Origin of the sequence: Microbacterium sp. Clip185 (assembly GCF_028743715.1) — a bacterium.
Classification (GTDB): domain Bacteria; phylum Actinomycetota; class Actinomycetes; order Actinomycetales; family Microbacteriaceae; genus Microbacterium.
On sequence record NZ_CP117996.1, the window covers coordinates 797325 to 814584 of the forward strand.

The following is a 17260-nucleotide window of genomic DNA, read 5'->3' on the forward strand; positions in this document are numbered from 1 at the left end:
CGACAGGCGCGTTACCGGCGGGAAACGCGCGCCGGATACCGTCGGCGCTGGCGCCGGGCGGCGCCGGAGAAGGAGCACCATGGACGACCTGCCGCAGCCCGCGACGATCGATCGGATCGCGGGCGCCACGCTGGCTGACGGGTCTCGCGTCGACGTCACGATCGAGAACGGCCGGGTCTCCGCGGTGACGCCCGCCGCGCCGGCGCCAGCGGCCGGCACGCTCGATCTCTCCGGATACGTGCTGCTCGCCGCGGCCGCAGAGCCGCACGCGCACCTCGACAAGGCGCTGAGCTGGGACGCCATCCGCTCGCCCATGGGCGATCTCCGCGCGGCGATCGCGGCCTGGCGCGTCTACGCCGAGACGATGACGGTGGCGGATGCGGCAGCGCGCGCACGTGCGCAGGTACTGCGGATGCTGCGGCACGGCACGACCGCCATCCGCACGCACGTCGACGTGCTGCTGGGCGATGCGCCCCTTCGCGGGGTCGAGGCGCTCGTCTCGGTGCGGGAGGAACTGGCCGCACTCGTCGACATCGAGATCGTCGCCCTCGCCGCTCCTGACGTGCCGACCGCGCACCTCGAGGCGGCGCTGGATGCGGGCGCCGACGTCATCGGGGGAGCCTCGCATCTCGCCGACGATCCGATCGCCGACCTGCACCGGCTACTCGATGTCGCCGAGCGGCGGGGTGTTCCGGTCGACCTGCACACGGATGAGGGTCTCGCGGCCGCCGTGACCCTCGACGCCTACGCCCGACGCACCCTCGGATGGCCGCAGAACCGCTCCGCGGGGCACTGTGTACGACTGGGCACGCTCGACGAACCCGCGCGCGATGCCGTCATCGCAGAGGTCGTCGCGTCGGGCGTGGGCATCATCGCCAACCCCATGACGAACCTCTCGTTGCAGGGGTGGGGAGTCGCTGTCGCGACCCCGCGCGGCATCGCGCCGGCCCGCGCGCTGTTGGCCGCGGGCGCGCGGTTCGCCGCCGGTGCCGACAACGTGCGCGACCCGTTCAATCCGCTCGGCCGCGGTGACGCGCTCGAGACCGCGATGCTCCTCGTCGTCGCCGCGCACCTCACCGCCGACGAGGCGTACACCGCGGTGTCCACCGGAGCGAGGGAGGTCATGGGACTGCCCGAAGCAGGGGTCGTCGTCGGTGCCCGCGCCGACCTGCTCGCCGTGCGGGCGGACTCGCTCGTGCAGGCGATCGCCGAGGCGCCGGCCGACCGGCTCGTGATCCGCGGTGGGCGCATCGTGGCGGCCACCGCGACCGAGGGGTGGGTCGCCGCCCCCTGATCGCAAACCGCGTGTTGCGTGCGCGAAACATGGACGGCGCATGATGATCGCGGGCCACGGCCTCTGCGCGGCGAGTGACTCATCACCCGGCTCGTCGCGCTCCTTCGTCGGGAGATGCACGCGAAGGAGGATTCCTATGACCGAACCCGATTACGCCGCCCTCGAGGCAGAGCTGCGCGACCTGCTGGGCCCGCGCGGCGTCTCCAGCGACATGCGTCAGCGCGAGAAGGCGTCCGTGGACGGCGCGCGGATGTCGCCGATCATCGCCGAGATGCTGCCGTTGGGCATCGCCGACCTCGTCGCCTTCCCGACGACCGCGCAGGAGATCGCGGACGTCGTCGGCCTCGCCGCGCGTCACGGTGTGGCCATCACACCGCGTGGCAAGGGAACCGGCAACTATGGGCAGGCGATCCCCATGCCGGGCGGACTCGTGCTCGACACCTCGCGCGCCCGCACGATCGTCGAGGTGGGCGAGGGGTGGATCACGGCGGATGCGGGCGCGCCCATGAACGCGCTCGAGGCCGCCGCCCGCGCGGCCGGTCAGCAGCTGTGGATGTATCCCTCGACCGTGCACACCACGATCGGCGGATTCCTGGCGGGCGGCTCCGGCGGAACGGGAACGATCGCGCACGGTTCGAACGACATGGGGTTCGTGCTCGCGCTGGACGTCGCGACGCCCGCATCCGGCGGCACGCTGCGGCACGTCGAGGGTGATGAGGCGCAGGGGTACGTGCACAACTACGGCACCGCGGGCGTCATCGCCCGAGCCACCGTGCGTCTCGAACCGCTGCAGGACTGGCGCGGCCTCTACGCCTCGTTCCCCGATTTCTCCGGAGCGCTGTCGGTGCTGCGTACGCTCGGCCGGATGACGCCCTCGCCGCGACTCGTGTCGGCTGATACCCCGCACATCACCGCGCAGCTGCCGCCGGACGAGGCGTTCAGCGAGGGGCACAGCTCGCTGCGCATGATCGTCGACGCCCGCATCCTCGACGAAGCGGTCGCCGTCATCGAGCGGGCCGGCGGGCGGGTCGAGGATGTGCGCGAGGGTCCGGGCGTCAGCGCCGCCATCTCCGTGCTCAGCTACAACCATCCGATCGAGTGGCTGCAGAAGTCCGAGCCGGGCGTGTACTTCCACGTCGAGGTGTCCGGTGACGCGCTGGTGGAGCGTATCGACGAGGTCCACGCCGTCTACCCCGGCGGCCAGTTGCACATCGAGGCGGGTCACACCGTTCCGATCGGGATGCTGGCGGGTGTCTACGAGAGCCCGGAGGCCGTCTACGCCGGCATCGAGCGCCTCGGGCAACTGGGCGTCGGCGTGCACAATCCGCACCAGTGGAACGTCGACTTCCGCCTCGCCGAAACGGTGGAGCTGGCGCGGCGCACCGACCCGCAGGGCCTGCTGAACCCGGGCAAGCTCAACCCCGACTACGCCGGTCCGACCAAGGGAGCGATCCGATGACGGCGGCGACGAGGCGATGGGACGACCTCTCGGGGCCCGCACTGGTCTCGGCCACGAGCGACCGGTCGATCGCCGTCGTGCCGATCGGGGCGATCGAGCACCACGGTCCGCACCTCCCGTTGCGGACCGACACGCTGATCGCAGAGGCGGTCGCGACCGCTGCCGTCGAGCGCGTCGCGGCGCAGGGAGTCGACGCGTGGCTGCTCCCGACGCTCGCCTACGCCAAGTCTGACGAGCACTACTGGGCGCCGGGGACGCTCTGGATGGAGGGGACGACCCTGTTGCAGCAACTCATCGAGATCGGCCGTGCCATCGCGCAGACCCCCGTACGCACGGTCGCCTTCGTCAACGGCCACGGAGGCAACGTCATGCTCCTCGGCTGGGTCAACCGGGAGCTCCGGCGCCGATTCGGGCTCCGCTCGTTCTCGATGGGTTCGGGTGCGGGTGTCGCGGGCGACGGATGCGACGGCCGTCCTGACGAACTCGGGCAGGGCATCCACGCGGGATGGGGCGAGACCTCGGTGGTCATGCACCTGGCGCCGCACCTGGTGGCGAAGGAGCTGCCGCCGCGCAACTTGCCCGAGCGCATCGCGGCGCTGACCCACATCGGCTTCAACGCCAAGCCCGTGATGTTCGGTTGGACGAGCGACGACTTCGGTCCCGACGGCGTGATCGGCGACCCCACCGGTGCCAACCCTGAGGACGGCCGTCGGATCTTCGAGGCCGGTGTCGACTTCGTGGCGGAGGCCCTCACCGAGATCGACGGATTCGAGTTCGCATGACCGCCCCTCCCGCATCCGACGTCGTCGCCCTCCGGGTGCCGCGCATAGACGTGGCCACCGATCCGGTGCACGCCGACGAGCCGCCGCGCGATCCGCTCGCGCTCGCGGCGTCGTGGCTGCCCGGCGATGGCGAGGAGCGTGCGCTGATGACGCTCTCCACGGTCGACGAGGACGGCTTCCCCCGCGCGCGCACCGTCATGCTGACGGAGTTCGACGGGGAGCGTTTCTTCTTCCATACGGATGCGGCGAGCCGGAAGGTGCGCGAGCTCAGCCTCAACCCGAGGGTCGCGTTGACCGTGCTGTGGCCCGGCTTCACGCACCAGCTCGTTGTGCAGGGGACGGCGGCCGTGGCGGACGAGGACGAGATCGCCCGAGCCTACGGCGGCCGTTCCGACTACCTGCGCCAACTCGCCTGGCTCAACACCGCCGAGTACGCCCGCCAGCCGCGTGCGCGCCGGGAGCGGCAGTGGGCCGCGTTCGCGGCGGCGAACCCGCATCCGGCGCAGCCCGACGGCTGGATCGGTTACGCGGTGCGCCCGCGGCGGATGCTGTTCTGGACGTCGCATCCCGCCGCCGCCAGTCGCCGCCTCGAGTATGTGCGCGAGGAGGGCGGCTGGATCTGTCGGCACCTGCCGGGCTGAGTCAGCCGGTTCGCGCCGGTCGGGCCGGTCGGGCCGGTCGGAGAATGTGCTCAATCTCGGAGGATTCGCGCCGTATCCTCCGAGATTCGCGCGAATCTCCGACCGGGGGAGAATGCCCAGGTCGATCAGACGCCCGCCCCGGCGCCCGCGCCCGCCCCTGCTCCGGCGCCCACGGGCCCGCGGTGCCGGATGCGGCGTCCCGCATCCCTCGCGCCCAGGCGCGCCGTCTCGGCGATCCACGTCCGCCGGGTCTCGTCGCTGCGGTGGCGCACCTGGTCGAAGCGGGTCACCCCGATCGTGCGCACGCCGCAATAGCCGAGCACCGCGTTTCGCAGACTCGTCTCCGCGGCGTGCCGGTACACGATCGCGTTCCACACGCGCGGCGAGTCCATCGTCATGACGATGCGGGCGGTTCGTCCGGTCAGCAGCTTGTCCCACAGCGGACCCGTCGGGCGGTAACGGAAGGCGAACCCCGACAGGAACACGCGGTCGATGAAGACCTTGAGGGCGCCGGGGTACGTACCCCACCACTGCGGGAAGAAGAACACGAGATGCTCGGCCCACGCGATGTCCTCGATCGCTCGCGCCGCGACCGCATCCAGCGGTGCGTCGTCGGACGTGCGGGGCATCCGCACCTGGCCCGGCGTGCGCGGATGCGCGGGAGCCTCTTCGACCGCGAGGTCGATCACGCGGACCTCCGCCCCCGCGGCACGGGCCGCATCCGCGTACGAGGCTGCGAGGGCGTGGTTGAGGGTGTCGGGCAGCGGGGTGCCGACGATGACGACGATCCTGGTGCTCACGGTGTCTCCTTCTCTCGGACGAGCTCCGTCAGCACCTCCAGCTGGCGGGCGAGCACAGCGCGATCGACTCCGGTGTCGATCAGGCGCTGATCATCGAAGAGGTCCATGAACTCGGCGTCGAGCTCGCTGCCCGCGCGCTCGACGAGGCTCGCGCCCGCATCCGTCAGCCCGACGAGGATGCGTCGCCCCGGACCGTTCGAGGTACGCACCCACCCGGCCTCGGCCAGATGCGGCATCCGCTTGCTGACGGCGGCCTTCGTGACCATGAGGCACCGCGCCAGGGAGGTCAGATCGAGCGGCTGCTGATCGGAGATCGTGGCGAGGTAGATGAAGTCGCCGATCGAGATTCCGTAGCCGCTGCGCAGACGTGCATCCGCGAACGCGTCGACGGTCGCGACGAGCTCGTGCAGGGTGAAGGAGATCCGGTCGGCCACAAGTCAAGTCAACCAGTTGACACCACGCGAGTCAACCGGTTGACACGGTTTGTCTGTGCGCGGCCGTCGGAGAATATGCGTCCCGTCGGAGCATGCGCGCCAGCGCCTCCGACATCCGCGCGAGACTCCGACCGGCGACGCGGATGCCGGCGCCAAGGGCCTGTACACGGTGGCGAGTCGGATGCGGGGGCGCGCCGTGCGGGCGAATGCTCGGCGCTCCGCGGCGGATGAGAATGGGCAGGTCCCGACGGCGGGATGACCTGACCGAGGAGAGCCGAGATGACCGCACTCACCGAGACCGACCTGCTCGCCCGCGTCCGCTCGCAGCTGTTCATCGGCGGCGAGTGGCGCGACGCATCCGACGCCCAGACGCTCGAGGTGCGTGACCCCGCCACCAACGCGGTCGTGAAGACGATCGCGAGCGCGACGGTGGCAGACGGCACCGCGGCGCTGGATGCTGCCGTCGACGCGTTCGAGTCGTGGTCGCGGACCCCGGCACGTGAGCGGGCCGAGCTGCTGCGCCGTGCGTTCGATCTGCTGCAGGAGCGCAAGGAGGAGTTCGCGCTGCTCATGACGATCGAGATGGGCAAACCGCTCGCGGAGGCCCGCGGCGAGGTCGTCTACGGGGGCGAGTTCCTGCGGTGGTTCAGCGAAGAGGCCGCCCACGTGCAGGGCCGCTACGGTGCCAACCCCGAGGGCACCGGTCGCATGATCGTCTCGCAGCACCCCGTCGGTCCGTGCTACCTCATCACTCCCTGGAACTTCCCGCTCGCGATGGCGACGCGCAAGATCGCCCCCGCGCTCGCCGCGGGCTGCACGGTGGTCATCAAGCCGGCCGAGCTCACCCCGTTGACGACGCTGTACTTCGCTCAGCTGCTGCAGGATGCGGGGCTGCCGGACGGCGTGGTCAACGTGATCACCACGTCGCACTCCGGCGCCGTGTCGGAGCCGATCATCCGCGATCCGCGCCTGCGCAAGCTGTCGTTCACGGGCTCCACCCCGGTCGGTGTGAAGCTGCTGGAGCAGGCGGCCGGCGGGGTGCTCCGCACATCGATGGAGCTCGGCGGCAACGCGCCCTTCCTCGTCTTCGACGATGCGGATCTCGACAAGGCCGTGGAGGGCGCGATGGCGGCGAAGTTCCGCAACATCGGACAGGCCTGCACTGCCGCGAACCGCTTCCTCGTGCACCGCAGCGTCGCGGAGGAGTTCACGCGACGCGTCACGGAACGGGTTCAGGCGATGCGGGTCGGCCGCGGCACCGAGGACGGCGTGGCGATCGGCCCGCTCATCGACGAGCGTGCCGTCGCGAAGGCTGCGGCTCTGGTGTCGGATGCGGTCTCGCGCGGCGCGAGCGTGCGCACGGGCGGGTCGGCGATCGAGGGTGAGGGCACCTTCTTCGAGCCGACGGTGGTCTCCGATGTTGCGGCGGGAAGCGACATCTTGCGCGAGGAGATCTTCGGACCGGTTCTGGCGATCGTCCCCTTCGATACCGAAGACGAGGCCGTCGCGCTCGCCAACGCGACCGAGTACGGCCTGGTGTCCTACGTCTTCACCGAGAACCTTGCACGCGGGCAGCGCATGATCGAGCGCCTCGAGACCGGGATGATGGGGCTCAACATGGGGGTCGTCTCCAACGCGGCAGGGCCCTTCGGCGGGTGGAAGTCCTCCGGCCTCGGCCGCGAGGGCGGCGCCGAAGGGATCCACGAGTACCTCCAGACCAAGTACACGCTCACCCCCAACCCCTTCGGCTGAGCGGCGGCGGGCCCGCGCTGCTGTCGCCGAGCGAGCATCCGATTGCCGAATGAGCACTCCATTGGGTGCTCATTGGATGAACGGATGCTCGCTCGGTGCTGTCGTCACGAGGCCGAGTGCACCGGGTGCACGCCACAGGCCGCGAGGTGGTGGCGGAAGGCCGACGCCGTGGCGAGGTGAGCCATCTGCCAGCGCACGATCCGCTTGCCGGTCACGCCGCGGATCCAGTCCTCCCGCTCCTTCTCGTCGGCGAGCACGCGAGCCGGCGTGCGGCCGTTCAAGAAACGCGGATCGGTGTACTTGAGGGCACCGTCGAACTCGCCCCAGACCGGACCGAGGTCGAAGTCGACGAGGTAGTCGGCGCCGTGCGGGCCCATGACCGGGACCTGGAGCCCCGGGTCGGCGAAGCCGAGCTGCCGCAGCAGAAGACGACTCACGCTCTCGCCGGGCAGCTGCGCGCGTGCATCCGCGAACTCCGTGACGAAGCGGGCCGCACGGATGCCCCGTCGCCCGGTTCGACGACGAAGGTGCTCCGCGACCGCCGCGCGGAGGTCCTCGGCACGGTCGAGATCGATCCCGCTCGTCCCTTCCGCGGCAGCCTTACGCAAGGCGGCATCCGCGAGGGACACCGCGGTTTCCAGCGGCACCGAGGCGATGACATCGGCGACCGTCCGAGCCAGGTTCGTCACGCCGACTCGACCGGGCTCGAGCCACTCCACATCCTCCGACGGGAGCGGCAGCCGGTGACGGAAGACCTGTGGGGTGGACCTCGCCGGCCCGTCGACCGTGACGTGTGCACGCGTGGCTCGAACGCGGAAGAGCGGCAGCGCCCAGAGCGCGGCCGCGCTCAGGTGCGAGAACACGATCGGTGCACCTCTGCCCGCCTCGTGCGCAGCAGCGGCCACCCAACGCGCGCGCTCCTCGGATGTGAGGCGCTCCCACGTCGGGGCAGAGGCGTAGACGCCTGGCCGCACCTGGTCGAGGTTGCCGCGATCGCGGTCCACGCGGAGCCTCGTGTCCGATGCGCCGCGTGCCAGCGCATCCCGGCGGGTGAAGACGGCGTCGTCGAACGAGGGCAGCATCCGACAACCCTCAGCGAAACAGCGGCGAGCCGTGCCGAGTGCCGCCTGACGTGTGCACGGCTCGCCGCAGACGAGGGATGCGGGAGGAGCGGTCGGTCGCCGCATCCGCCACCGCCTACGCGAACCCGCACCCGGGGTGCGACCGCCGAGCGAGCATTCATTCATCGAGTGAGCACCTCATTGAATGCTCGCTCGGCAATTGGATGCTCGCTCGGCGGGGCGGCGGGCCGGAGCGCCAGCGAGGAACGCGTCAGCGCACCGCGCCGGAGGTGAGGCCTCCGACGAGCCAGCGCTGCAGGAACACCGCGGCGGCGAAGACGGGGATCACGCCGATGACGGATGCGGCCGCGATCTTGCCGACGTGGGGAGTGCGCTCGCCGTAGAACAGCGAGAGCACGACGGGCAGGGTTCGGGCATCCGGCGACTGGGTCAGGAAGGTCGCGAGCAGGAACTCGTTGTAATTGAGCACGCCGGCGATGATGCCCACTGCGACGAGCGCCGGCGCGACCAGCGGTGCGACCACAGATACCAGCACACGGACGGAGCCGGCGCCGTCGATCCGTGCCGCCTCCTCGATCTCGATCGGGAGCTTGCGGAGGAACCCCTCGAGCAGCCAGATCGCGACCGGCACGTTGACGAGTGCGTAAACAAGGGTCAGTCCCCACAGCGTGTTGTTCGCGCCGATCAGGCGCAGCAGGGTGAACAGCGGCACGACGGCGACGATCGGCGGCAGGAGCCACGGACTCATGATCGTGCCCGCGAGTGTTGCGCCGCCGGTGCGGAAGCGCACCATGGCCCACGCGCCCGGCAGCGCGATCAGCAGGGACACGACGGCGCCGCCGATCGCGGCGATGAGCGAGTTCGCGATGCCGTGCAGCAGATCGGACTGCGTGAGCACCTCGGTCCAGTTCGCGAACTGCGGCACCGCAGGGAGGAGCACGCCCTGCCCCGTCTCGTTGCGGCCCATGAACGACACCGACACCAGGTACAGCAGCGGCACCACGAAGAACAGCACGAGCGCGGCTAGCACGACGGTGGACAGGATGCTGCGACGCGACGCGCGGGGTCGCCGAGGGGTGAGGAGCTCACTCATGGTTGACCTGCAATCTGCGCGCCACGAGGGCGAAGGGAAGGGTGGCGACGGTGACGAGCACCGCCAGCAGCAGGGTGATGACGGCCGCCTTGCCGAGGTCGAACTCCCGCAGGGCAGCCTGATAGATCAGGTAGGACGTCGTGGTCGTCGCCTGGCCCGGGCCGCCCGAGGTCATCATGAAGACGAGATCGAACACCTTGAACGCCAGCACGAGGCGGACGAAGAACGCCGCGGCGACGACCCCCGAGATCGCCGGGAGCGTGATGTACCGGAACAGGGCGAACCCGTGCGCGCCGTCCAGGCGCGCGGCCTCGAGCGTCTGCGCGTCCTGGGCGAGCAGCGCCGTGAACACGAGCAGGGCGACCAGCGGGGTCCACTCCCAGACATCCGCGAGGGCGATGCCGGGCAGCGCCCAGGTGGTGGACGACAGCGGCGCGATCGCGTCGCGGGGCGCCCCGAAGAAGCCCAGCACGGTCGCGAGGAGCCCGCCGCCGGGGTTGTAGACGAGCTTCCACAGCGTGCCGACGATGACCGGCGGCGTGATGAGCGGCAGCAGCAGGAGCGTCCGCACGAACGAACCGCTGCGCACCGCGCCGTGAAGCGCGAGCGCGGCCACGACACCGAGCGCGAGGCTCGCCGCCGACACCCCGAGGGCGTAGACGAGGGTGCGACCGAGGGTGGCGACCGCATCCGCATCCCCGAGCACCTTCTCGATGGTCTCGGTGCCCACCCACTCCTGGAAGGGCCGACCGAGCGAGGAATCGGTGAACGCCGCGCCCGCGATGAACAGCAGCGGATACAGGCCCAGCACGACGAGGGCCAGCACGCTCGGTGCGACGAACAGGCGATGCGCCCACGCCGGACCCCGAGGGGCACGGCGCGGGCGCGCGGGCGTGAGGGCGTCAGCCAAGGAGCTCTTCCCACTCCGCCTGAGTGGCGTCGAGGGCTTCCTTCGCGGTGACCTCGCCCGCGACCAGCTTCGCCAGTTCGTCCGTGAGCACCTCCGCAGCCTGCGTGGCGTTCTTGCCGGTCGGCCATGCGAGCGCGCCGTCGAGCGTGGCGCGGTTCACACGCTGCAGGTCGGGGTATGCGGTGCCGTACGCCTCACTCTCGAGCGACGAGATCCGGTTGGGATCGATGCCCGTCTGCGGGTCGGCGACCAGCAGTTCCTCGTTCACCTCGCTCGAGGACGCCCACGCGATGAAATCACGCGCGAGATCGGTCTTGGCGGTGTTGGCTGCGACCACCCACGTGAATCCCGCGACGAGCGACGCGCGGGAGGTCGTGTTGTCCCCGCCCACCGGCAGAAGCGTCACGCCCCAGTTGTCCTTGACGGTCGAATCGGGGTTGGTCTGGGACCCCACGCCGAGGTCGGTCCAGTTCTCGATGAAGGCCGCGTTGCCCGCGTACCAGGCCGAGTTTCCTTCGCCGAACGCGGTCTCGGCGGGAGTGGGGTAGGCGGAGGGCAGGGCGTCGGCGAGTGACTGGGCGGCAGCGATCGCCTCGGGCGAGTTGATGACGGGCTTGCCGTCGGCGTCGACGAACTCGCCGCCGAAGCCGGCGAGACGGTTCGCGAAGCTCGCACCGAGGATGAGCGGCGACTTCTGGCCGAAGATCACGTTGCCGTAGACGCCGTTCGCGCTCTCGTTCGCCGTGATCGTGCGGGACTGCTCGATGTACTCGTCCCAGGTCGCGGGCGGCTGGGTGAAGCCGTTCCGCGCCAGGATCTCCTTGTTGTAGAACAGCACGTGCGTGTCGCCGTCGAACGGGAGCCCGTAGCGGCGTCCATCGACGAGGCTGTACGGATCGTAGATCGACGGGATGAAGTCGTCCGTCTTCAGGTCGGCGTCGCTGTCGATCCAGTCCGTCAGGTCCTGGATGGCGCCGGCATCGGCCAGATCGCCGATCGACACGTACCAGGGCGCAGCCACGTCGATCGTGTTCGCACCCGACTGCTGATCGAGTGCGAGGGTGTTGCCGATCTCGTCGTAGGGGACGATGACCGGGTTGATCTTCACCCCGGTCTCGGCCTCGTAGCGCTCGGCGAGGAGCTTCGACGCGCCCTCGTGCGAGGAGATCAGCAGGACGGTCAGCTCCTTGTCGCCGCCGTCCGCCGCGGCGGATCCGCCCGCGCAGGAGGCGAGCGTCAGGGCACCCACCGCGAGAGCGGCGGGGAGGGCGATCCGGCGCAGGATGCGGCGGGTGGATGCGGGCATTGCGGGACCTCTCGGTGGGAAAGAGTGCGGGCTGTGCCCCGCACGGTCCGTCATCCTGCAGCGCCGGATCGCCGGTGCGCACGGCCGGTCGTAAGGAAACGTCATGCAGTCGCCGCATGAACGCGTGTGTCGGGCCGGCGTGGGCGGGCCCGAACCGCACTGCTAGTTTTCCGGCCGTACGGCGCCCGCCGGCAGGAAGGACGGATGATGAGCAAGCCCCTCATCCTCAACGCGTTCGAGATGAGCTGCGTCACACACCAGGCCCCCGGGCTCTGGCGTCACCCGGACAACCGCGCCGACGAGTACAACCGGCTCGCGTACTGGACCGAGCTCGCGCAGCTGCTCGAGCGCGGTGGCTTCCACGCGATCTTCCTCGCCGACGTGCTGGGCGTGTACGACGTCTACCGGGACTCGGCAGCTCCGGCGCTCCGCGATGCTGCGCAGATCCCCGTGGGCAACCCGCTCCTGCAGATCCCGGCGATGGCCGCCGTCACCGAACGGCTGGGCTTCGGCGTCACGATCGCCTCGACCTACGAGCATCCCTACTCGCTGGCGCGCACGCTCACCACGCTCGATCACTTCACGGGTGGGCGGGTGGGCTGGAACGTCGTGACCTCGTACCTGAACAGCGCGGCACGCAACCTGGGCCTGGGGGACCAGATCGCCCACGACGACCGTTACGGCATCGCCGACGAGTTCCTCGACGTCGCCTACAAGCTGTGGGAGGGGTCGTGGGAGGACGGCGCCGCCGTTCGCGATCGCGAGGCCGGTGTCTTCACCGACCCCGAGAAGGTGCACCCGATCCGCCACCACGGCACCCACTTCGACGTCCCCGGTATCCACCTCGGCGAGCCCTCTCCTCAGCGCACGCCCGTGATCTTCCAGGCGGGTGCGTCGCCGCGCGGGCAGGAGTTCGCCGCCCGGCACGGTGAGGCGATCTTCATCAACGGCCTCACCCCGGAGCTCACCCGCCGGACGACCGACAGCATCCGTGACAAGGCAGCGGCGATCGGGCGCCCGCGCGACTCGGTGAAGATCCTCACGCTCGCCACGGTGATCGTCGCCGAGACCGACGAGCTGGCGCAGGAGAAGTACGCCGACTATCGCTCCTACGTCTCGCTGGAGGGAGCACTCGCGCTCTACGGCGGCTGGTCGGGCATCGACCTGTCGACCCTCGATCCGGACGAGCCGCTCACCTACGTCGACACGGATGCGGCGCGCTCCGCCCTGTCGATCTTCACGAAGGCGGACCCCACACGCGCGTGGACGCCGCGCGACATCGCCGAGTACGTCGGGATCGGGGGCATCGGCGCCGTGATCGTCGGCAGCCCCACGACCGTCGCCGACGAGCTCGAGCGCTGGATCGAGGTCGGCGGGGTCGACGGGTTCAACCTCGCCTACGTCGTGACGCCGGGCACGTTCGAGGACATCGTCGAGCTGCTCGTGCCGGAGCTGCGGCGACGCGGACGCCTCGATGACGGCGGTCGAATCGGTGGAACACTCCGCGAGCGGCTCACCGGCGACCCCGCCGTCGCCGCGTGGCATCCCGCCCACGCCTACCGCGGAGCGTACGTGGGCGCCCCCAGCGCCGCCGACAGCTCCGCATCCCTCGTCTCCACTCCCGATTGAGAAGGAACAGCCATGACGACACCGACTCTCACCCCTGCCCGCACCCACTTCCACGGCACCGCGGATGCGGCCGAACTCGCGCACTGGGATGCGGTCGCCGCATCCGTCGCCGAGCGCCTCGCTCTCGACGCGCTCGCCCGCGACCGCGCGAACGCGCAGCCGTTCGCCGAGGCGCGGCTGCTGAAGGATGCGGGGCTCACGACCCTGCTCGATCCCGCGGACTACGGCGGCGGTGGGGCGCACTGGGAGAGCGCGCTGCGCGCGGTGCGCATCCTCGCCCGCAGTGATGCCTCCATCGCACAGGTGCTCGGCTACCACTATGTGAACGAGGCCAACATCGCGCTCGTCGCACCGCCCGCCGAGCGTGAGCGGTGGTTCCGTGCCTCGATCGCCGGTCGCTGGATCTGGGGCGACTCGGTGAACCCCGTCGACCCGAACCTCTCGCTCACGGTCGACGGTGACGGGTATCGGCTGAACGGCTTCAAGCGGTACTCGACCGGCTCGGGCGTCGGCGAGGCGTTGCTGATCAACGCCGTCGTCGAGGACGGCCCGGATGCGGGCGCCTTCGCGTTCGTCGTGCTGCCGTACGGGCACCCGGGCGTCGAGCTCGTCGACGACTGGGACAACCTCGGCCAGCGGCTGTCGGCGAGCAACACGGTCACCTACCGCGATGCCCGGGTGGAACCGGAGCACCTCCTCGGCTTCGGCACGGACGAGCCGATCCAGAGCTTCGTGACGCCCGCGATCCAGCTCGTGTTCGGCAACCTCTACCTCGGGATCGCGCAGGGCGCCCTCGCTCAGGCCCGCGAGCTGACCAACGCCCGTCCCAACTCGTGGTTCCTCTCGGGCGTCGCGACCTACAGCGACGACCCGTTCGTGCGGCGGCTGTACGGCGAGCTCGTCTCGCGCACCGCCGCCGTCGAGGCGCTCGCCGACCGCGTCAACCGTCGCTTCGACGAGGTCATCTCCCGGGGCGCCGACGTCACCGCCGAGGACCGCGCCGCGATCGCGATCGAGATCGCGCAGCTGAAGGTCGTGGCCAGCGACACGGCGACCGACGTCGCCCACCGCGTCTTCGAGGCCACCGGAACCAGCTCGACGGCGAACCGTGTCGGGCTCGACCTGCACTGGCGCAACATCCGCACCCACTCCCTCCACGACCCGGTCGACTACAAGAAGCTCGAGGTGGGGGCACACTTCCTCACCCGCGCCGTGCAGCCGATCTCCCTGTACACATGAGCACCGCATCCGTGGCGGCCGAAGTCCGCACGCACATCGACGACCAGCTCTGGGCGCGGCTGCCCGCAGAGATCGAGGCGCGGTTCCGTCCGATCGTGGACGCCGCGGCCGCCGGCGCAGGAGGGCGCGACCTGGCGCGACAGCTTCCCCGCGATGCCGTCGCCGCACTCCGCGACGCGGGGCTCGGACGCGCCCGGCTGCCCCTCGCCGACGGCGGGCTGGGGCTGGACTGGCCCACCTTCACACGGTTGCTCGTGGCGATCGCCGCGGCCGACGCCAACATCCCGCAGATCCTGCGCGGCCATATCGCGCTCGTCGAGCAGGCCCTGACGACGACGGATGCGGGCTTCGCCCGGCGGTGGCTCGACCGCATCGCCGGGGGTGAGATCAGCGGCAACTCCTGGAGCGAGGCCGCCGGGTCGACCACCTCGCGAGCGAGTGCGGAGCTCTCGGCGGATGCAGACGGCGTGCTGCGCCTGACGGGCCGCAAGTTCTACACGACCGGCAGCATCTTCGCCGAGTGGACCGACACCGTCGCGCACCGTCTCTCCGACGGGGTGGATGTCGCGGCGCTGGTGCGCCTCGACCAGCCGGGTGTCACGGTGATCGACGACTGGGACGGCTTCGGCCAGCGCCTCACCGGAACGGGGACCATCGTCTTCGAGAACGCTGTCGTGGACCCCGTGGACGTGCTGCCGGTGGCCGACCGGTTCGCGTACCAGACCGGGCTCTACCAGCTCGTCCTGCTGGCGGTGCTGGCCGGGATCGCGCACGCAGCCGTCGCCGATGCGGCCGCGGCTGTGCGGGCCCGTTCCCGGGTGTACAGCCACGGCACGGCCGCCCGGGTGCAGGACGACGCGCAGATCCAGGCCCTGCTGGGCGAGCTCGCCGCATCCGCCTTCGCCGTCGATGCGAGTGTCGCAGCCGTCGCCGCCGCGATCGAAGACGCCTACGGGGCCGCGCTCGAGGCGCGCGAACGGCCCGACGATGAGGTGGCCGTCGACCGCGCTCGTCGGGTGGCGGGTCTCGCGGAGATCCGAGCAGCGCAGGCGCAGTCCTTCGCGACCGGCGCGGTGCAGCAGCTCACCTCGCGGTTGTTCGACGCGCTGGGAGCGTCGGCCACGGCGCGCGGTGCGCATCTCGACCGGCACTGGCGCAACGCCCGCACCGTGTCCAGCCACAATCCGGTGCTGTACAAGAACCGCTGGGTGGGCCAGTGGGTGCTGCACGACCGGCTTCCCCAGGCACTCTGGGCTGTCGGCACACCATCCCCCGCCGAGTGAGCATCCGTTCGTCGAGTGAGCACCCCATCGGATGCGCACTCGGCGAACGGATACTCGTTCGCGCCGTGGGTCAGGCGTGCCGATCGAGGAAGTCGTACACGTCGTTGTCGTCGACGCCGGGGAAGGCGCCGCGCGGCAGCGGGGTGAACATCTGCATGTGCACGCGGGCGCTCGGCCACGCGCGACCCTGCCATCGTTCGGCCGCCTCGCTCGAGGGGCGCCGGCAGCACGCCTCATCCGGGCATTGCGACGTCGCCCGCTTCGACGTCTCGCGGCCGCGGAACCATTTCGCATCGTCGAACGGCACGCCCACCGTGATCGAGAACTCCCCGTCGTGGGTCGTGCCGGTCTGTGTCGAGCACCAGAACGTGCCCGAGGGGGTGTCGGTGTACTGGTAGTGCTCCGTCGTGCGGTTCTGCTCCGCGAAGGCTGCGCGGGCGGCGAACTTGCGGCACACGATCTGCCCCTCCACCGCGCCCGTCACATCCATCGGCAGCGGCAGGTCGTCGTTCTCGTAGACACGTGAGATCGCGCCGTCGCCGGCGACCCGCAGGAAGTGCAGACGGATGCCGATGTGCTCGGTCAGCAGGTTCGTCATCCGCATCCCGGCCGCCTCGTGCGTGACACCGAACGCGTCGCGGAAGTCCTCCACGGCGAGGTTGCGGTCCTTCTTCGCCTGCTGCAGGAACGCGACCGCGGGCGCCGGCGGCATGAGGCAGGCCGCGGCGTAGTAGTTGATCTCCAGCCGCTGCTGCAGGAACTCGGCGTAGTCCTTGGGTGGCTGGTGCCCGAGGAGCCGGTGCGCCATCGCCTGCAGCGCCATCGATCGGAGTCCGTGACCGCCGGGGATGGAGGCGGGCGGCAGGTAGATCCGCCCGTTCTCGAGATCGGTGATCGAGCGGGTGGATGCGGGCAGGTCGCCCGCGTAGATGAGCTCGAAGCCCAGCTGCTCCGCCATGATGCTGACCGTGCGGTGGGTCAGGGCGCCGGAGGTGTGCCCCGCCGCCTTGAGCTGCTTCTCCGCCAGCTTCTCGATGTCGGGGAGGTAGTTGTTCATCTCCCGCATCCGCAGTCGCATGTCCGTGTTGGCGCGCCGGGCCTCTTCGGGCGTGGCGATCGCCTCTCGCTCGCGGCGCTGCAGTTCACGGTGCAGTCCGAGCACGGTCTCGATGGTCTCGTCGCTCAACGCCTTCGTGACCCGGATCGGCGGCAGCCCCAGTTGCCGGAACGCGTGTGAGGTCTGCGCCCGCTCGAGCTCGATCTCGAGCGCCGCCCGCCGGTTCGGGGGCTCGGTCGACAGCAGCTCGGCCAGCTGGGTACCGGTGGCCGCCGCGATCTCCTGCAGCAGCGACAGCTTCGGCTCGCGCTTGCCGTTCTCGATGAGGCTCAGATGGCTGCCGGCGACACCGACGGCAGCGCCGAGCTCGTCGAGGGTGAGTCCCGCCGCCGTGCGGAAGTGACGGATGCGGTGGCCGAGGGTGGCCAGTTCGATCGTGGTCGAAGGCATGTTTTGAGAATAGCGAAAGAACCGGGACTCTTTCGACGTCCTTCTTCTG

General features: G+C 70.5%; 15 protein-coding genes. 8 read left to right on the forward strand and 7 right to left on the reverse strand.

Annotated elements, in window-relative coordinates:
* Nucleotides 1–79 precede the first annotated feature (79 nt).
* The 4 genes from PQV94_RS03800 (at nt 80) to PQV94_RS03815 (ending at nt 4176) form a co-directional block, all read left to right on the forward strand.
* Nucleotides 80–1294 carry an amidohydrolase family protein gene (locus tag PQV94_RS03800; RefSeq protein ID WP_274287469.1) on the forward strand — a complete coding sequence of 405 codons (1215 nt, stop codon included), beginning with the start codon at nt 80–82 and terminating at the stop codon, nt 1292–1294.
* 136 nt (nt 1295–1430) lie between these two features.
* Nucleotides 1431–2753 (forward strand): FAD-binding oxidoreductase, encoded by a 1323-nt coding sequence (locus PQV94_RS03805; protein WP_274287470.1) that lies wholly within the window; start codon nt 1431–1433, stop codon nt 2751–2753.
* Complete coding sequence (locus tag PQV94_RS03810) at nt 2750–3535, forward strand: creatininase family protein (protein WP_274287471.1); 786 nt, start codon at nt 2750–2752, stop codon at nt 3533–3535. Before PQV94_RS03805 ends, PQV94_RS03810 begins: the two co-directional genes overlap by 4 nt.
* Entirely contained in the window at nt 3532–4176 is a 645-nt protein-coding gene (locus PQV94_RS03815; RefSeq protein WP_274287472.1) for a pyridoxamine 5'-phosphate oxidase family protein, read from the forward strand. The genes PQV94_RS03810 and PQV94_RS03815 overlap by 4 nt, the downstream gene beginning before the upstream one ends.
* A gap of 125 nt (nt 4177–4301) precedes the next feature.
* Here the strand turns inward: PQV94_RS03815 and PQV94_RS03820 are convergent, their stop codons facing one another.
* Nucleotides 4302–4976 carry an NAD(P)H-dependent oxidoreductase gene (locus PQV94_RS03820; protein WP_274287473.1) on the reverse strand — a complete coding sequence of 225 codons (675 nt, stop codon included), beginning with the start codon at nt 4974–4976 and terminating at the stop codon, nt 4302–4304.
* The gene (locus tag PQV94_RS03825) at nt 4973–5410 is read right to left on the reverse strand and encodes a MarR family winged helix-turn-helix transcriptional regulator (protein WP_274287474.1); all 438 of its coding nucleotides are present in this window, start codon (nt 5408–5410) and stop codon (nt 4973–4975) included. Before PQV94_RS03825 ends, PQV94_RS03820 begins: the two co-directional genes overlap by 4 nt.
* A gap of 279 nt (nt 5411–5689) precedes the next feature.
* Between PQV94_RS03825 and PQV94_RS03830 the strand changes: the two genes are divergently transcribed.
* Nucleotides 5690–7162 (forward strand): NAD-dependent succinate-semialdehyde dehydrogenase, encoded by a 1473-nt coding sequence (locus tag PQV94_RS03830; RefSeq protein WP_274287475.1) that lies wholly within the window; start codon nt 5690–5692, stop codon nt 7160–7162.
* Nucleotides 7163–7266: 104 nt separating this feature from the next.
* On the opposite strand, the gene PQV94_RS03835 is transcribed toward PQV94_RS03830, so the two are convergent.
* The 4 genes from PQV94_RS03835 to PQV94_RS03850 form a co-directional block, all read right to left on the reverse strand.
* Nucleotides 7267–8244: a type IV toxin-antitoxin system AbiEi family antitoxin domain-containing protein gene (locus PQV94_RS03835; protein ID WP_274287476.1), complete on the reverse strand. Its 978-nt coding sequence runs from the start codon at nt 8242–8244 to the stop codon at nt 7267–7269.
* A 250-nt stretch (nt 8245–8494) separates the two neighbouring features.
* Complete coding sequence (locus tag PQV94_RS03840; RefSeq protein ID WP_274287477.1) at nt 8495–9337, reverse strand: carbohydrate ABC transporter permease; 843 nt, start codon at nt 9335–9337, stop codon at nt 8495–8497.
* A complete protein-coding gene (locus PQV94_RS03845; protein WP_274287478.1) occupies nt 9330–10247 on the reverse strand; it encodes a carbohydrate ABC transporter permease in 918 nt (305 codons plus the stop codon). Before PQV94_RS03845 ends, PQV94_RS03840 begins: the two co-directional genes overlap by 8 nt.
* On the reverse strand, nt 10240–11553 hold the full coding sequence (locus PQV94_RS03850) for an ABC transporter substrate-binding protein (RefSeq protein WP_274287479.1): 1314 nt from the start codon (nt 11551–11553) through the stop codon (nt 10240–10242). The genes PQV94_RS03845 and PQV94_RS03850 overlap by 8 nt, the downstream gene beginning before the upstream one ends.
* A gap of 207 nt (nt 11554–11760) precedes the next feature.
* Between PQV94_RS03850 and PQV94_RS03855 the strand changes: the two genes are divergently transcribed.
* From PQV94_RS03855 to PQV94_RS03865, 3 genes are read left to right on the forward strand one after another with little or no spacing between them, the layout of a single operon-like run.
* On the forward strand, nt 11761–13182 hold the full coding sequence (locus PQV94_RS03855; protein ID WP_274287480.1) for an LLM class flavin-dependent oxidoreductase: 1422 nt from the start codon (nt 11761–11763) through the stop codon (nt 13180–13182).
* Nucleotides 13183–13194: 12 nt separating this feature from the next.
* A complete protein-coding gene (locus PQV94_RS03860) occupies nt 13195–14421 on the forward strand; it encodes an acyl-CoA dehydrogenase family protein (RefSeq protein WP_274287481.1) in 1227 nt (408 codons plus the stop codon).
* Complete coding sequence (locus PQV94_RS03865) at nt 14418–15704, forward strand: acyl-CoA dehydrogenase family protein (RefSeq protein ID WP_274287482.1); 1287 nt, start codon at nt 14418–14420, stop codon at nt 15702–15704. The genes PQV94_RS03860 and PQV94_RS03865 overlap by 4 nt, the downstream gene beginning before the upstream one ends.
* 70 nt (nt 15705–15774) lie before the next feature.
* On the opposite strand, the gene PQV94_RS03870 is transcribed toward PQV94_RS03865, so the two are convergent.
* Nucleotides 15775–17211 carry a helix-turn-helix domain-containing protein gene (locus PQV94_RS03870; protein WP_274287483.1) on the reverse strand — a complete coding sequence of 479 codons (1437 nt, stop codon included), beginning with the start codon at nt 17209–17211 and terminating at the stop codon, nt 15775–15777.
* Nucleotides 17212–17260: the final 49 nt, after the last annotated feature.

Excerpts from the sequence above, each read along its gene's own strand:
- PQV94_RS03830 (WP_274287475.1), top strand. The coding sequence starts at position 5,690 with ATGACCGCACTCACCGAGACCGACCTGCTCGCCCGCGTCCGCTCGCAG.
- PQV94_RS03805 (WP_274287470.1), top strand. The coding sequence starts at position 1,431 with ATGACCGAACCCGATTACGCCGCCCTCGAGGCAGAGCTGCGCGACCTG.
- PQV94_RS03865 (WP_274287482.1), top strand. The coding sequence starts at position 14,418 with ATGAGCACCGCATCCGTGGCGGCCGAAGTCCGCACGCACATCGACGAC.
- PQV94_RS03840 (WP_274287477.1), bottom strand. The coding sequence starts at position 9,337 with ATGAGTGAGCTCCTCACCCCTCGGCGACCCCGCGCGTCGCGTCGCAGC.
- PQV94_RS03835 (WP_274287476.1), bottom strand. The coding sequence starts at position 8,244 with ATGCTGCCCTCGTTCGACGACGCCGTCTTCACCCGCCGGGATGCGCTG.
- PQV94_RS03800 (WP_274287469.1), top strand. The coding sequence starts at position 80 with ATGGACGACCTGCCGCAGCCCGCGACGATCGATCGGATCGCGGGCGCC.
- PQV94_RS03850 (WP_274287479.1), bottom strand. The coding sequence starts at position 11,553 with ATGCCCGCATCCACCCGCCGCATCCTGCGCCGGATCGCCCTCCCCGCC.
- PQV94_RS03815 (WP_274287472.1), top strand. The coding sequence starts at position 3,532 with ATGACCGCCCCTCCCGCATCCGACGTCGTCGCCCTCCGGGTGCCGCGC.
- PQV94_RS03855 (WP_274287480.1), top strand. The coding sequence starts at position 11,761 with ATGAGCAAGCCCCTCATCCTCAACGCGTTCGAGATGAGCTGCGTCACA.
- PQV94_RS03810 (WP_274287471.1), top strand. The coding sequence starts at position 2,750 with ATGACGGCGGCGACGAGGCGATGGGACGACCTCTCGGGGCCCGCACTG.
- PQV94_RS03860 (WP_274287481.1), top strand. The coding sequence starts at position 13,195 with ATGACGACACCGACTCTCACCCCTGCCCGCACCCACTTCCACGGCACC.
- PQV94_RS03870 (WP_274287483.1), bottom strand. The coding sequence starts at position 17,211 with ATGCCTTCGACCACGATCGAACTGGCCACCCTCGGCCACCGCATCCGT.